Origin of the sequence: Kosakonia sp. SMBL-WEM22 (genome assembly GCF_014490785.1) — a bacterium.
GTDB lineage: Bacteria > Pseudomonadota > Gammaproteobacteria > Enterobacterales > Enterobacteriaceae > Kosakonia.
The window spans coordinates 930,872-945,203 of sequence record NZ_CP051488.1 but is presented as its reverse complement, the minus strand read 5'-3'; the positions used below and the strand labels follow the sequence as shown (position 1 = coordinate 945,203).

Annotated in this window: 11 protein-coding genes; 8 read left to right on the top strand and 3 right to left on the bottom strand. The window is 58.4% G+C overall.

The features are described 5' to 3' along the window. Nucleotides 1–41 precede the first annotated feature (41 nt). The 3 genes from fhuA to hrpB form a co-directional block, all read right to left on the bottom strand. Nucleotides 42–2,291, bottom strand: coding sequence for a ferrichrome porin FhuA (fhuA, locus tag HF650_RS04485; protein WP_187801354.1), 2,250 nt, complete (start codon nt 2,289–2,291; stop codon nt 42–44). Nucleotides 2,292–2,542: 251 nt separating this feature from the next. Next, on the bottom strand, nt 2,543–5,065 hold the full coding sequence (mrcB, locus tag HF650_RS04480) for a bifunctional glycosyl transferase/transpeptidase (protein WP_187801353.1): 2,523 nt from the start codon (nt 5,063–5,065) through the stop codon (nt 2,543–2,545). Between the two features lie 117 nt (nt 5,066–5,182). Further along, on the bottom strand, nt 5,183–7,612 hold the full coding sequence (gene hrpB / locus HF650_RS04475) for an ATP-dependent helicase HrpB (protein ID WP_187801352.1): 2,430 nt from the start codon (nt 7,610–7,612) through the stop codon (nt 5,183–5,185). A 72-nt stretch (nt 7,613–7,684) separates the two neighbouring features. Here hrpB and thpR point away from each other — a divergent pair, with 72 nt between their 5' ends. The 8 genes from thpR to panC all read left to right on the top strand — a co-directional run bounded on the left by thpR (nt 7,685) and on the right by panC (nt 14,282). Further along, nucleotides 7,685–8,218: an RNA 2',3'-cyclic phosphodiesterase gene (thpR, locus tag HF650_RS04470; RefSeq protein WP_187801351.1), complete on the top strand. Its 534-nt coding sequence runs from the start codon at nt 7,685–7,687 to the stop codon at nt 8,216–8,218. A 44-nt stretch (nt 8,219–8,262) separates the two neighbouring features. Then, nucleotides 8,263–8,967 carry a DNA/RNA nuclease SfsA gene (gene sfsA / locus HF650_RS04465; protein WP_187801350.1) on the top strand — a complete coding sequence of 235 codons (705 nt, stop codon included), beginning with the start codon at nt 8,263–8,265 and terminating at the stop codon, nt 8,965–8,967. Between the two features lie 172 nt (nt 8,968–9,139). Beyond that, nucleotides 9,140–9,595 carry an RNA polymerase-binding protein DksA gene (dksA, locus tag HF650_RS04460; RefSeq protein ID WP_007373199.1) on the top strand — a complete coding sequence of 152 codons (456 nt, stop codon included), beginning with the start codon at nt 9,140–9,142 and terminating at the stop codon, nt 9,593–9,595. 89 nt (nt 9,596–9,684) lie between these two features. Next, nucleotides 9,685–10,581, top strand: a complete 897-nt coding sequence (gluQRS, locus tag HF650_RS04455; protein ID WP_187801349.1) for a tRNA glutamyl-Q(34) synthetase GluQRS — start codon at nt 9,685–9,687, stop codon at nt 10,579–10,581. Between the two features lie 58 nt (nt 10,582–10,639). Continuing rightward, the gene (gene pcnB, locus HF650_RS04450; protein WP_223284319.1) at nt 10,640–12,037 is read left to right on the top strand and encodes a polynucleotide adenylyltransferase PcnB; all 1,398 of its coding nucleotides are present in this window, start codon (nt 10,640–10,642) and stop codon (nt 12,035–12,037) included. Next, entirely contained in the window at nt 12,034–12,513 is a 480-nt protein-coding gene (folK, locus tag HF650_RS04445) for a 2-amino-4-hydroxy-6-hydroxymethyldihydropteridine diphosphokinase (protein ID WP_187801348.1), read from the top strand. The genes pcnB and folK overlap by 4 nt, the downstream gene beginning before the upstream one ends. 108 nt (nt 12,514–12,621) lie before the next feature. After that, nucleotides 12,622–13,413 (top strand): 3-methyl-2-oxobutanoate hydroxymethyltransferase, encoded by a 792-nt coding sequence (gene panB / locus HF650_RS04440; protein WP_187801347.1) that lies wholly within the window; start codon nt 12,622–12,624, stop codon nt 13,411–13,413. A gap of 11 nt (nt 13,414–13,424) precedes the next feature. Continuing rightward, a complete protein-coding gene (gene panC, locus HF650_RS04435) occupies nt 13,425–14,282 on the top strand; it encodes a pantoate--beta-alanine ligase (protein ID WP_187801346.1) in 858 nt (285 codons plus the stop codon). The last annotated feature ends 50 nt before the right edge of the window (nt 14,283–14,332 follow it).

Below are 14,332 nucleotides of genomic sequence, written 5' to 3'. Positions count from 1 at the left end.
ACTTGTCAGAGGGCACGGCGAACCGTGCCCGAAGAGAAAGATTAGAAGCGGAAGGTTGCGGTTGCCGTCACCTGACGTTCAGCGCCCCAGAAGCAGCCGTAGCTGTTAAAGCAGCTGGCGACATATTCGCGATCGAACAGGTTATTAACGTGTAAGGCGACATTGGAGCCCGCCATACCGAAGCGCGCCAGATCGTAACGCACCAGCGCATCCACGACGGTGGCGCTACCGACTTTAAAGGAGTTCGCCGGATCGCCGAAGCTTGAACCGGTGAAGCGTGCGCCGGTGCCAAGCGTCAGGCCGGAGAGCGCGCCATCATAGAAGGTGTAATCTCCCCATAGCGAAGCCATATGTTTTGGCACCTGCGGCGGAGTGTTACCTTTCAACGTGGTGTCGGTGGTGTATTCCGCTTGCGTATAGGTATAAGAGCCGACCACGTTCAGGTTGGCGGAGAGCGCCGCTTTGGCCTCAAGCTCCACGCCGCGTGAACGCACTTTGCCCCCTTCGACTGACCAGACCGATCCCGCAGGGTCGGCCATCAGATTGTTGCTCTTGGTCAGCTGATAGAGCGCGCCGGTCAGCACAATCGGCCGATCGCTCGGGCTATATTTCACCCCGGCTTCGTACTGCTTCCCTTTGGATGGCGCGAAGAGCGCACCGCTCTCGCCAGCGGTAGATGATGGTTCGAACGATTCGCTGTAGCTGAAGTATGGCGTCACGCCATTATCAAACAGGTAGTTAACGCCGCCACGCCAGCTGAACTGGTTGTCGTCACGCGTTTTTGTGATGCCACTATCGCGGTCGAATGCGCTCTGCTTCGCCCAGTCGTAACGACCGCCGAGCGTAACCAGCACCTTCTCCCACTGCGCCTGATCCTGCGCATAGAGGCCGGTCTGTTTCTGGCGGTTAAGAATGCGGTAAGCGCCAGACGGACCAGAGTGAGCAGCGAAATCGAAATCGCCGCGATCGAGGTTATAGATATCCGATGGCGCGACCGATCCCGCATAGCCAAACCACGAGTCGATGTCGTTACGCATCCGCATAAAGTCGACGCCGGTCAGCAGCGTATGGTCGACAGCGCCAGTGGCGAAGGTGCTCTGCAACTGCGTATCGACCGAGAAGTTCTGCAACTTCTCGTTATCAACCACATACTGGCGCGTCAGGTAGTGGTTCCACTGCGACGGCGCGATGCTGGCACAAGGGCTGTTTGCAGGTTTGGCGGTGTAGAGCGGATCAGAACACATGCCGTAGCCGTAGACGCTGTTTTGCGAGGTTTTGTTCTCGGCATAACGCAGGTTCTGGCGCACGGTAAAGGTGTCGTCGAAGGCGTGCTCGAAGCTGTAACCGACCATCTTCTGGTTACGGGAGTAAGTGTTGTTCTTTGCGCCTTCGTTGAAACTGGTCGGCAGCCGTTTGCCGTTCGGCAGCGGCTCAACGGTTCCCTCTTTCGGCAACCAGCCGTAATAGCCGGTGTCAGGCTCATTCTGGAAATAGGAGAGGAAGGTGAAGTTGGTTTTATCATCCGGCCGCCAGCTAAAAGAGGGGGCGATGGTATAACGCTGCTCTTTTTTCCCGTCCTGCTGCGCATTGGCAGAGCGCGCCAGGCCGGTCAGGCGATAAGAGTAAACACCGTCATCATCCAGCGCGTCGCTGAAATCAAACCCGGTCTGAAACAGGCTGTTGCTGCCCGCTTTAAACTGAATTTCATGCAGCGGCGTGGTGGTCGGACGCTTGCTGACCATATTCATCAGGCCGCCCGGGCTGCTTTTTCCGTAGAGCACGGAGGTTGGCCCACGCAGTAACTCAACGCGTTCCAGCATATAGGGATCGATCACCGCGTCGTTATAGAAGTTACCCTGCAACTTCAGGCCGTCGAGGTAGTTATTCTGGCTTTGGTTATCAGCGGCAAAACCGCGGATGATCAGCTGATCGTAAGTATTTGAAGCACCGCGCGTGCCCACGCTAACGCCCGGCGTATAGCTCAGGGCCTCTTTCGCCGATTTCGGCTGATGCAGCGCGATCTCTTCGGCGGTGACGACAGAAATGGACTGCGGCGTTTTTTCCAGCGGCATATCCGTTTTTGTCGCGGTCGCGGTATGTTTCGCCGCGATGGTCGCCGCCGGCCCCCACGCATTCTCTTGCGGCGCGGCGGTGGTGACGGTGATGGTTTCTTCTTTGGGGGTGGTAGCAGCCTGTGCATAAACAGACATGCCGCTAACCGCTGTGGCTACTACGACTGCGACGGTACGCAGCGTAAAAGTGACTGGCTGAGCAGTTGTTGGACGCGCCATGAGTGGATCTCTGATTCAATAAGTGAACGTTAACGTAAACGAGAATTATTATTATGACCGCAGAATAACATGCGAAGCGCTCCGTGCATAGCAAGCGCAAAGCCGCCCGGCGGGGCTTAAGAGGCAAGAATTAAGGGATGAGAAAGCAGGATGTTAATTGCATGAAGAAATGAATTTAACGCGGCGTTATTTGAATGTATCAGAAAGGACAAAATAAAAACCCCGGTCTGCTGAACCGGGGTTTTTTATCACTAGTTACTGCCGAACATATCTTTAATCCAGCCCGCTACGCCATCGCTCTTCTGCTCCTGCTGCGGCTGTTGTTGCTGCGGCTGTTGCTGCTGTTGCGGCTGCGTCGACTGATCGAACGGATTGCCCGTTTGCGGCTGCATCATCTGGCTCTGCTGGCAAAGCGCATCTGGATTGGTGGTCCAGACCGGCAGCTGGCGAACGCCGCCGCCGCCGCAGATAAAGTTACCCATATCATCCACGCCGAGGTTAGTGATGTCCTCCGGCGGCGTCAGATCCAGCGGGATCGGCGACTGGTTTTGCAGATAACGCTGATAAATCGCCATTGCGCCGCTGGCACCATACAGCTTGGTCGGCTGGTTATTATCGCGGCCAACCCAGGTGATAGTCACTTCACGCCCGTCAATGCCAGCAAACCAGGTATCAACATTGTTGTTGGTGGTACCGGTTTTCCCCGCCAGGTGCAGACCCGGATACTTCGCGCCAAGCTGGCGACCCGTTCCGCGCTGAACCACCTGCTGCATGGTCCACAGCGTCATGTACGCCGCCTGAGCAGGCACCACGCGTTCCGCCTGCGGATAGCTCTGGTAGAGCACCGTGCCATCTTCAGCAATCACCGAACGCAGCGCGGAGAGTTGCGCGCGGTTACCGCCGCTGGCGATGGTCTGGAAGGCCTGCGCCACTTCAATCGGCGTCAGGTTGAGCGCCCCCAGCAGCATTGACGGCATACCGTTCAGCTGATTTTTCGGCGCACCGAGTTTCTCCCAGGTGTCCGTCACCGCCGGTAAGCCTACCGCCATACCGAGGTTAACGGTCGGGACGTTCATCGAGCGCGTCAGCGCATCCACCAGCATCACCTGACCGCTGAAGCGGCGATCATCGTTCTGCGGCGACCACACCTGGCCGTTGGAGAGGCGCAGGGAAATCGGCGCATCCGCAATCCAGGTGTTCAGGCGATAGGTGTTCGGCTGGCTCAGCGCCGTCAGGTAGGTCGCCGGTTTTGCCAGCGAGCCGATAGAGCGGCGCGCCTGCATGGCACGGTTGTAACCGGCAAACTGCGGTGTCGCACCGCCCACCATCGCGCGCACTTCGCCGGTGTAGCGATCGACCACCACCATCGCGGTTTCCAGATCCGACAGCTTGCGCTGTTTGATCAGCAGCGGAATACCCTCTACCGCCGCTTTTTCGGCAGCATCCTGCGCTACCGAGTCAAAGGTGGTGAAGATCTTCACGCCGGAGAGATCTTTGACTTTATCGCCGAGTTTGCTCTGCAACTCCTGGCGCACCATCTGCATAAATGCTGGCTGAGGCGAGATCACCCCGCCGCGCGGCTGCACGCCGAGCGGACGGGCACTGAGCATGTCATACAGCTCCTGGTCAATCACGCTCTGCTGTTGCAGCAGGCGCAGCACCAGATTACGGCGCTCAAGGGCCAGTTTCGGGTTACGCCACGGGTTGTAAATCGAGGCCCCTTTTACCATGCCCACCAGCAGCGCTTGCTGATCGAGGCTCAGCTCTTCAACCGGACGACCAAAGTAGTAGAGGCTCGCCAGCGGGAAGCCGCGGATTTCGTTATCACCGCTCTGGCCGAGGTAGACCTCGTTCATATAGAGCTCAAGGATGCGATCCTTGCTGTAGCGGGCATCCATGATCAGCGCCATATAGGCTTCATTGGCTTTACGCCAGTAGGAGCGCTCGCTGCTCAGGAAGAGGTTTTTCACCAGCTGCTGGGTCAGCGTACTCGCCCCCTGCACTGTGCGGCCAGCAGTGAGGTTCGCCAGCACCGCACGGCCAATGGAGTAGAAGCTGATACCGTCATGCTCGTAGAAGTGGCGGTCTTCCGTTGCCAGCAGCGTGTCGACCAGCAGATCCGGGAAGCCGTTCCGCGCAACGAACAGGCGCTGCTCGCCGTTCGGCGAAGAGAGCATGGTGATAAGGCGCGGATCGAGACGGAAGAAACCGAACTGGCGGTTGCTGTCCATATTCTCAATCGTTTCCAGGCGATCGCCGTCAAAGGTCAGACGCGCGCGCACCTGGCCCTCTTTGCTGTCCGGGAAATCAAACGGACGGCGGATCATCTCGATGCTTTTCGCCTGCACGGTGAACTCACCGGGACGCGTCATCTTCGTCACTTCGCGATACTGCGTCGCCTCCAGCAGCTTGACCATCTCATTTTTGCTGATGGCCATATCCGGCTCGAGGTTGACCATACGGCCATAGACGGCGGCGGGCAGCTGCCACACTTTACCGTCGATACGCGCGCGGATCTTCTGATCCAGATAGACGCCATAAATGGCAAACAGCACTGCGCAAACAATGAAAATTTTCAGCAGCAGCCAGAACCAGCCGCGTTTACCGCGGGGCTTTTTGCCTCTGCCTCTTCCCTTTTTCGGCACTGCGTTTTCCTCTTCATCATCGTATTCGTCATACTCTTCATCACGAACGCGACGACGACTGATTTTCTCTTTTGCCGGACGCGCAGGTTTCCCCTTGCGTCCAATTGGCTCGCGGTCATTCCCCGCCATGCTTTACTCTCCGCAACGTTCAGGCGCAAGGGCCCGATTCTCAGCTCTTCGGCCTACTGGCAGAAGAAGAACTCTCTCAATTTATACCACTGCTGAATGACGCTCTACGTATCAGCACTATGAATACTTTTTCGTTCGCCGCGTCGGCGCGGTGTTTGCCGGATCGTCCGGCCAGACATGTTTGGGGTAGCGCCCCTTCATCTCTTTTTGCACCTCGCGGTAGGTTCCGGCCCAGAACGCGCCTAAATCACGCGTAATTTGCAGCGGCCGCTGGGCAGGCGAAAGCAGCTCCAGCACCAGCGCCACGCGCCCCTGCGCAATCGTCGGGGTGGTGGCTTCACCGAACATCTCCTGCATCCGCACCGCCAGTGCAGGCGGATTATCTTCATGATATCGGATGGCTATCCGGCTTCCGGTCGGCACAGTGTAATGCCCAGGCAGCTCACTATCCAGCCGTTGACGCAACGACCACGGCAGCGCCTGCTGCAACGCCTGCCCCACGTCGAGAGACTGCAAATCGCGCAGGGAACGAATGCCGCCCATTTGCGGCAGCAGCCACGCCTCAAGCGTATCAAGGAGCGAGGCGTCATCAACGGCGGGCCAGTCGAACTCCGGCAGCCACTTCGCGGCGCAGAGTAAGCGTAAACGATACTGCGCCGCTTCGCTTGTCCAGTTCAGCACCCGCAATCCTTTTTCACGAATGCCATTTAACATCGCCCCGTGCAGCTCCTCCTCGGAGGGCTTCGCCAGCGGCTGGGCGCTCAGCGTCAGTTGACCAATCTGCCTGCGGCGAAATGCTTTCAGCGTACCGAGCGTTTCATCCCACTCGACGCTGTCGGACTGGGTAATCAGTTGTGGACACTGGGCAACAAGCGCATCAATATCCAGCGGCAGCGCCAGCAATATACGCGCATCCGGCGACTGGCTCCCCTGCAACAGCAGCGGTGCGAGCAGCCATTCGTGACGGTTTAGCGCGTCATCAGCATCCAGCGTTGCACCTAAGCCGTTCGCCAGCTGATAGCGCCCCTGCTGCCCGCGTCGGCGCGCGATACGATCGGTAAACGCACAGGCGAGAAGCGGGGCCAGCGCGCTGATATCCGGCTCGCCGCCGCTGCTCTTCAGCCTGCGTGCCAGTTGGCGCGCGCGCTGCTGCCAGTTCCCCTGCTGACGCGAAAAGGCGGCGCTCAAATCGCTATTACCGCCGCGCGGCGGCTCTTCGAGGATCGCCGCAAGCTTCGCCGCGGTAGCAATCTCATCCTCGCCCTGCGCGCTCGAAAGCATCGCCGCCAGGCGCGGATCGTTGCCAAGCGCCGCCATTTTCATGCCAAAGGGGGTTAAACGCCCCTCTTCCAGCGCGCGCAGTTGCGTCAGCAGCCTGCGCGCCGCCGCCAGGTTAGCCTCAGGCGGCAGATCCAGCCAATGAAGCTGCGCGGCATCCTGGCAGCCCCACTGCAGTAACTCCATTAACAGGCCGGAGAGATCGCTACTGACGATCTCCGGGTTGCTCTGCGCCGCCGCGCGCTCCGCCTGCTCTTTGGCAATCAGATGCAGGCAGATGCCCGGCTCCAGACGCCCGGCGCGTCCGGCGCGCTGGGTCATCGACGCCACGCTGATGCGCTGGGTAATCAGGCGCGTTAAGCCGCTGCGGGCATCAAAACGGGCGACGCGCTCCTGGGCGCTGTCTACCACTAGCCGAATCCCTTCAATGGTCAGGCTGGTTTCAGCAATATTGGTCGCCAACACCACTTTTCGCTTACCGGCCGGGGCAGGCAGAATCGCTTTACGCTGTTCACTTAACGGCAGCGCGCCGTACAGAGGGCAGAGCAGCACGTCGCTGCCGACGCGCGAGGCGAGCTGCTCTTGCACGCGCTGGATCTCGCCGACGCCCGGCAAAAAGAGCAGCAGCGAACCGGGTTCATGGCGCAGCAGTTCAACTGTCGCCTGCGCCACTCCCTCATCAAAGCGTTGATGAGCGGGCAGCGACTGGTAGCGCTGTTCAACCGGGAATGCGCGCCCTGCAGAGACAATGACCGGCGCATCGGGCAACAACGCGTGTAGACGCTCATTATCCAGCGTCGCGGACATAATCAGGAGTTTCAGATCGTCACGCAGACCCTGTTGCACATCGAGCAGCAGCGCCAGCGCAAGATCGGCTTGTAAACTACGCTCATGAAACTCATCGAGGATCACAAGCCCAACGCCGTTTAGCTCCGGGTCATTTTGCACCAGCCGAGTAAGGATCCCTTCGGTAACCACTTCAAGACGGGTATTCGGGCCGACGCAGGTGTCGGCGCGCATGCGGTAACCCACGGTGTCGCCGGGTTGCTCATTAAGCAGTTCCGCCAGCCGTTGGGCTACGTTGCGCGCCGCCAGTCGTCGTGGCTCGAGCAGCAAAATTTTCCCTTCGACGGCGCCCTGTTGCAGCAGTTGCAGCGGCAGCCAGGTCGACTTCCCGGCACCGGTCGGGGCGCTTAGCAGCACCTGTGGCGCATTTTTCAGCGCAGAGAGAAGATCGGGCAGAACGGCGGCAACGGGCAGTGAGGACACAAACGCTCCAGGGGTTAACAGAAGAGGAGCAGCAGTATACCATCCCCACATATTCTTGACCTCGAGCACACTATGCCCGCATCAAAAAGGCTCTTTTTTGCCATTGAACTGCCCGCCGATATCCAGCAGCAACTGGTGCAGTGGCGCGCGCAACACTTCGCGCCGGAAGCGGGAAGGCCAATCGCCGCCGCCAATTTGCATCTGACGCTGGCCTTTCTGGGCGATATCAGCGCTGAGAAGCAAAAGGCGCTGGAGACGCTGGCCGGGCGCATTCGCCAGCCGGGCTTTACGCTGACGCTGGATGATGCCGGCCAGTGGCTGCGCTCGCGCGTGGTGTGGCTCGGTTCGCGCCAGCCGCCGCGCGGTTTATTACAACTTGCGGATATGCTGCGCGCGCAGGCAGCACGTAGCGGCTGCTATCAAAGCCCGCAGCCTTTTCATCCGCACATTACGCTGCTGCGCGACGCCAGCCACGCGGTTTCGCTCCCGCCGCCGGGTTTTCGCTGGTCCTTTCCGGTCACGGAGTTTGCGCTCTATGAGTCGCAGTTTATTAATGGACGTACCCGTTACACCGCCCTGACGCGCTGGTCCCTTAGCGGTGAGTAAACATTTCGGCGCGTATTGAGCCACGAACATATTAAGGAAGAGTTATGGAGTTCACCCCGCCGTTACAATCCGCCACGCTGGTGATGCGCTATAAGCGCTTTCTGGCGGACGTGGTGACGCCTGAAGGCGAAACCCTGACGCTGCACTGCCCCAATACCGGCGCGATGACTGGCTGCGCCACGCCGGGCGATCGGGTCTGGTATTCCACTTCAACCAATCTGAAGCGCAAATATGCCCACACCTGGGAATTAACTGAAACGCAGCAGGGCGCGTTTATTTGCGTCAATACCCAGCGGGCAAATATGTTGACGAAAGAGGCGATTATCGCTGACCGCCTGCCGGAGTTAACGGGATATAGCGCGCTGAAAAGCGAAGTGAAATATGGTGCGGAGCGCAGCAGAATTGATTTTCTGTTGCAGGCGGAGGATCGCCGCAACTGCTATATTGAAGTGAAATCGGTTACGCTCGCCGAGCAGCAGTCAGGCTATTTCCCGGATGCGGTCACACTGCGCGGGCAGAAGCATTTACGGGAACTTATGAGCGTTGCGGCCAACGGTGACCGTGCGGTGATCTTGTTTGCCATTCTGCACTCCGCCGTTGAACATTTCGCACCCGCGCGCCATATTGATGGGGAATACGCACGATTATTGAGTGAAGCGCAACAAAATGGGGTGGAAGTTATTGCTTATAAAGCGGAACTTTCTGCCGATAATATGAGTCTTAGCTTGCCGCTACCGTTCTCGCTTTAAGGCAAGCACCTGACGAATAAGTGATTTGGTCGCGTGCGCAAATACGCTTTTCTTCACAGGGTTGTCAAGTGTTACGTATGGATATTTGCCATCCGTAAAAGCATCTGCTATTTATAGCGGCCTGATTTTTCCCCCGAACGGGGATCGATAGTGCGTGTTAAGGAGAAGCAACATGCAAGAAGGGCAAAACCGTAAAACATCGTCCCTGAGTATTCTCGCCATCGCTGGGGTGGAGCCGTATCAAGAGAAGCCGGGCGAAGAGTATATGAACGAAGCCCAGCTGGCGCACTTCAAGCGGATTCTTGAAGCATGGCGCAATCAACTTAGGGATGAAGTCGATCGCACCGTTACGCACATGCAGGACGAAGCGGCTAACTTCCCGGACCCGGTTGACCGTGCTGCTCAGGAAGAGGAGTTCAGCCTCGAACTGCGTAACCGCGATCGCGAGCGCAAGCTGATTAAGAAGATCGAAAAAACGCTGAAAAAAGTAGAAGACGAAGATTTCGGTTTCTGCGAATCCTGCGGCGTTGAAATTGGTATCCGTCGTCTGGAAGCGCGTCCGACTGCCGATCTGTGCATCGACTGCAAAACCCTGGCGGAAATCCGCGAAAAACAGATGGCGGGCTAACCCCCGGCATTCCCCAAGACGCCCCGCTACTGCGGGGCGTCTCTTATGCGGCGGCTCTCACGCCCGCCCTATATTTTTTGCCTGTCGATATGCCTGAATCACACTATATCGGGCGCTTTGCGCCATCCCCATCCGGTGAACTGCATTTTGGTTCGTTAATTGCCGCCCTCGGTAGCTATCTGCAAGCCCGTGCGCAGCAGGGTATCTGGCGGGTGCGGATTGAAGATATCGATCCTCCCCGCGAAGTGCCCGGTGCGGCAGAGACTATTTTGCGCCAGCTGGAACACTACGGCCTGTACTGGGGCGGTGAGGTGCTGTGGCAATCCCGGCGGCATGACGCCTACCGTGACGTGCTGGAACGACTACACCGCGAAGGGCTGAGCTACTTCTGCACCTGCACGCGCGCGCGCATTCAAAGCGTTGGCGGTTTCTATGATGGCCACTGCCGCACCCTGAAGCATGGCCCCGAAAATGCCGCGGTCCGTCTGCTGCAACGCCAGCCGGTGCTGGAGTTTACCGACCGCCTGCGCGGACGCATCGTTGCTGAAGAGAAACTGGCGCGCGAGGATTTTATTATTCACCGCCGCGATGGATTATTTGCTTATAACCTGGCGGTGGTGGTCGATGACCATTTTCAGGGTGTGACGGAGATCGTACGCGGCGCGGATCTCATTGCGCCGACGGTGCGCCATATCTCCCTTTATCAGCAATTAGGCTGGCCGGCACCTGAGTATGTCCATCTACCATTAGCCCTTAATGAACAAGGGGATAAGCTCTCCAAGCAGAACCATGCGCCCGCGCTGCCGGAGGGCGATCCGCGTCCCGTGTTGATCCGTGCTTTACAATTTCTGAACCAGGATGTAACAAAAGAGTGGCAGGATCTCTCCCTTGAAGATCTGCTGGAAAAGGCGGTGGCGAACTGGTCGCTTTCACGCGTACCTGTAACAGGCGATGCGAATACAGCATTCTCAAATGCTTCGCGCTGAGCTATGATTAGCCGCTATTTTTTTGTCCCAATGACGTCTGACACTACCGAGGTGTACTATTTTTACCCGAGTCGCTAATTTTTGCCGCAAGGTGCTAAGCCGCGAAGAGAGCATGGCCGTTGAGGCAATGGCCAAACCGCAAATGACGGTTATTCCGCGTGAGCAGCACGCTATTTCCCGCAAAGATATCAGCGAAAATGCGCTCAAAGTGCTCTATCGTCTGAATAAAGCGGGCTATGAAGCATACCTGGTAGGCGGCGGGGTGCGCGACTTGTTGCTGGGCAAAAAACCAAAAGATTTTGATGTCACTACCAACGCCACGCCGGATCAGGTGCGCAAGCTGTTCCGCAACTGCCGCCTGGTGGGTCGCCGTTTCCGCCTCGCGCACGTAATGTTCGGGCCGGAGATTATCGAAGTGGCGACCTTCCGTGGTCATCATGACGATCAGCAAACCGATCGCACCATCTCCCAGCGCGGCCAGAACGGCATGCTGCTGCGCGACAACATCTTTGGCTCGATTGAAGAAGATGCCCAGCGTCGTGACTTTACCATCAACAGCCTCTACTACAGCGTTGCCGACTTTACCGTGCGTGACTACGTCGGCGGCATGCGCGATCTGCAAGAGGGCACCATCCGCCTGATCGGCAACCCGGAAACCCGCTACCGCGAAGATCCGGTGCGCATGCTGCGCGCGGTGCGATTCGCCGCAAAACTGGGCATGCAGATTAGCGAAGAGACCGCCGAGCCGATCCCACGTCTGGCAACCTTAATTAACGACGTGCCGCCGGCGCGTCTGTTTGAAGAGTCCCTCAAGCTGTTGCAGGCCGGTTACGGTTACGAAACCTACCAGCTGCTGCGCGAATATGGCCTCTTCCAGCCGCTCTTCCCGATCATCACCCGCTGCTTTACCGAGCGCGGCGACAGCCCGATGGAGCGCATTATTGCCCAGGTGCTGAAGAACACCGATAACCGCATTCACAACGATATGCGCGTTAACCCGGCGTTCCTCTTTGCCGCCATGTTCTGGTATCCGTTGCTGGAGAACGCGCAGCGTATCACCCAGGAGGGCGGGCTGGCCTATTACGACGCCTTCGCGCTGGCAATGAACGACGTGCTCGACGAAGCGTGCCGCTCGCTGGCGATCCCGAAACGCATCACCACGCTGGTGCGCGATATCTGGCAGCTGCAGCTGCGCATGTCCCGTCGCCAGGGCAAACGTGCCTGGAAACTGATGGAGCATCCGAAATTCCGCGCCTCTTACGATCTGCTGGCACTGCGCGCCGAGGCGGAGAACAACGCGGAACTGCAGCGCCTGACAAAATGGTGGGGCGAGTTCCAGGTCTCTGCACCGCCAGCGCAAAAACATATGCTTGATGATTTAGGTGACGAGCCCGCCGAGCGCCGTCGTCATCGCCGTCCGCGCAAGCGCGCGCCGCGCCGTGAGGGCGGTGCATGACGCTTGCTTTTATCGCGCTGGGCAGCAACCTCGCCTCGCCGCTCGAGCAAGTTAACGCCGCGATAGCCGCGCTGGGAGAGATACCCGGCAGCCGCATCGTGGCGTGCTCCTCGCTTTATCGCACTCCCCCGCTCGGCCCGCCGGATCAGCCAGACTATCTCAACGCCGCCGTGGCGCTGGAAACAACGCTCGCGCCGGAAGCCCTTCTCGACCATACGCAGCGCATTGAGCTGCAGCAGGGGCGCGTGCGTAAAGCTGAACGCTGGGGGCCGCGCACCCTCGACCTCGACATTATGCTGTTTGGTGAGCTAACGCTGCAGACCGCGCGCTTGACCATTCCTCACTACGACATGAAAAACCGCGGCTTTATGCTGTGGCCACTGTTTGAGATCGCCCCTGACCTGCGCTTCCCCGATGGCGAAGCGTTGCAGGCGGTGCTGACGCGGCTGAACGCGCCAAAACCGGAAGCCTGGTAACCCCGCCTGAAAAGGTGACCTCCCTCAATGGGTTGCCTAAAACCGTTGCCCCCCTGAATGTTGCTGCTTAGAATGCGCCAGATTCGCCTTCGACTATCAGGAAATGCTATGAAACCGACTACCCTCTCGTGGCTGCTGAAATGTAAGCAGGAGAAGCGCCGCTTCGCCACCATCACCGCCTATGACTACAGCTTCGCCAAACTCTTTGCCGAAGAGGGGATCAACGTGATGCTAGTCGGCGATTCGTTAGGTATGACGGTACAAGGGCACGACTCCACGCTGCCGGTAACGGTGGCCGATATCGCTTATCACACCCAGGCCGTGCGCCGCGGCGCCCCCGCCTGCCTGCTGCTCGCCGATCTGCCCTTTATGGCCTACGCCACGCCCGAACAGGCCTTTGAGAATGCGGCAGCGGTGATGCGCGCGGGTGCCAATATGGTGAAAATCGAAGGCGGCCGCTGGCTGGCACCGACGGTGAAAATGCTCACCGAACGCGCGGTGCCAGTGTGCGGTCACCTCGGGTTAACCCCACAATCGGTCAACATTTTCGGTGGCTATAAAGTGCAGGGGCGTGGCGATGCGGCGCAGGGTCTGTATGAGGATGCGCTGGCGCTGGAAGTGGCAGGCGCGCAGCTGCTGGTGCTGGAGTGCGTGCCGGTCGAGCTGGCACAACGTATTACCGAAGCGTTAACCATTCCGGTGATTGGTATCGGTGCAGGCAATGTGACCGACGGACAGATTCTGGTGATGCATGACGCCTTCGGCATTACCGGTGGACATATTCCAAAATTTGCTAAAAATTTCCTCAATGAAGCAGGCGACATGCGTGCCGCGGTCAGGCAGTATGTGGCTGAAGTCGAGTCCGGAGCCTATCCGGGCGAAGAACACAGTTTCCATTAAGGAGCCTTGTTGTGTTGATTATTGAAACCCTGCCGCTGCTGCGCCAGCATATTCGCCGCCTGCGTCAGGAAGGAAAACGCATTGCGCTGGTGCCGACCATGGGCAACCTACACGATGGTCATATGAAGCTGGTCGATGAAGCGAAACTGCGCGCCGATGTAGTGGTGGTAAGCATCTTTGTTAATCCGATGCAGTTTGACCGCCAGGATGACCTGGTGCGCTACCCGCGCACCTTGCAGGAAGATTGTGAAAAGCTGAACAAACGCAAAGTCGATTTCGTCTTTGCCCCTGCGCCTGCCGATATCTACCCGCAGGGTACGGAAGGCCAGACCTATGTTGACGTTCCAGGCATCTCAACGATGCTGGAAGGTGCCAGCCGTCCTGGTCATTTCCGCGGCGTCTCCACCATCGTCAGCAAACTGTTTAACCTGGTCCAGCCCGATATCGCCTGCTTCGGCGAGAAGGATTATCAGCAGTTGCAGCTAATCCGCAAAATGGTGGCGGATATGGGTTACGACATTGAGATCGTCGGCGTGCCGACCGTGCGGGCGAAAGATGGCCTGGCGCTCAGTTCGCGTAACGGCTATCTCACCGCTGACCAGCGTAAAATTGCGCCGGGAATGAGCAAAGTGATGAACGCCATCGCCGATAAACTACAGGCGGGCGAGCGCGATGTCGAAGAGCTGGTGGCGCTGGCGGAGCAGCAGGTTAACGAAGCCGGTTTCCGCGCCGATGATATTCAGATCCGCGATGCGGACACGCTGCTTGAACTCACTGAAAGCAGCCAGCGCGCGGTGATTCTGATGGCGGCATGGCTCGGCCAGGCGCGGCTTATCGACAATAGAGTGGTTGAATTGACCCAGAAATAATCTGGCAGACGCCGCGCCGGTTAAGGCGCGGCAACAACAGACGGGGTTAA

Bases quoted from the DNA above. Each gene is read 5' to 3' on its own strand.
- fhuA (WP_187801354.1), bottom strand. From the start codon at position 2,291: ATGGCGCGTCCAACAACTGCTCAGCCAGTCACTTTTACGCTGCGTACC.
- mrcB (WP_187801353.1), bottom strand. From the start codon at position 5,065: ATGGCGGGGAATGACCGCGAGCCAATTGGACGCAAGGGGAAACCTGCG.
- thpR (WP_187801351.1), top strand. From the start codon at position 7,685: ATGCCCGCATCAAAAAGGCTCTTTTTTGCCATTGAACTGCCCGCCGAT.
- sfsA (WP_187801350.1), top strand. From the start codon at position 8,263: ATGGAGTTCACCCCGCCGTTACAATCCGCCACGCTGGTGATGCGCTAT.
- dksA (WP_007373199.1), top strand. From the start codon at position 9,140: ATGCAAGAAGGGCAAAACCGTAAAACATCGTCCCTGAGTATTCTCGCC.
- gluQRS (WP_187801349.1), top strand. From the start codon at position 9,685: ATGCCTGAATCACACTATATCGGGCGCTTTGCGCCATCCCCATCCGGT.
- folK (WP_187801348.1), top strand. From the start codon at position 12,034: ATGACGCTTGCTTTTATCGCGCTGGGCAGCAACCTCGCCTCGCCGCTC.
- panB (WP_187801347.1), top strand. From the start codon at position 12,622: ATGAAACCGACTACCCTCTCGTGGCTGCTGAAATGTAAGCAGGAGAAG.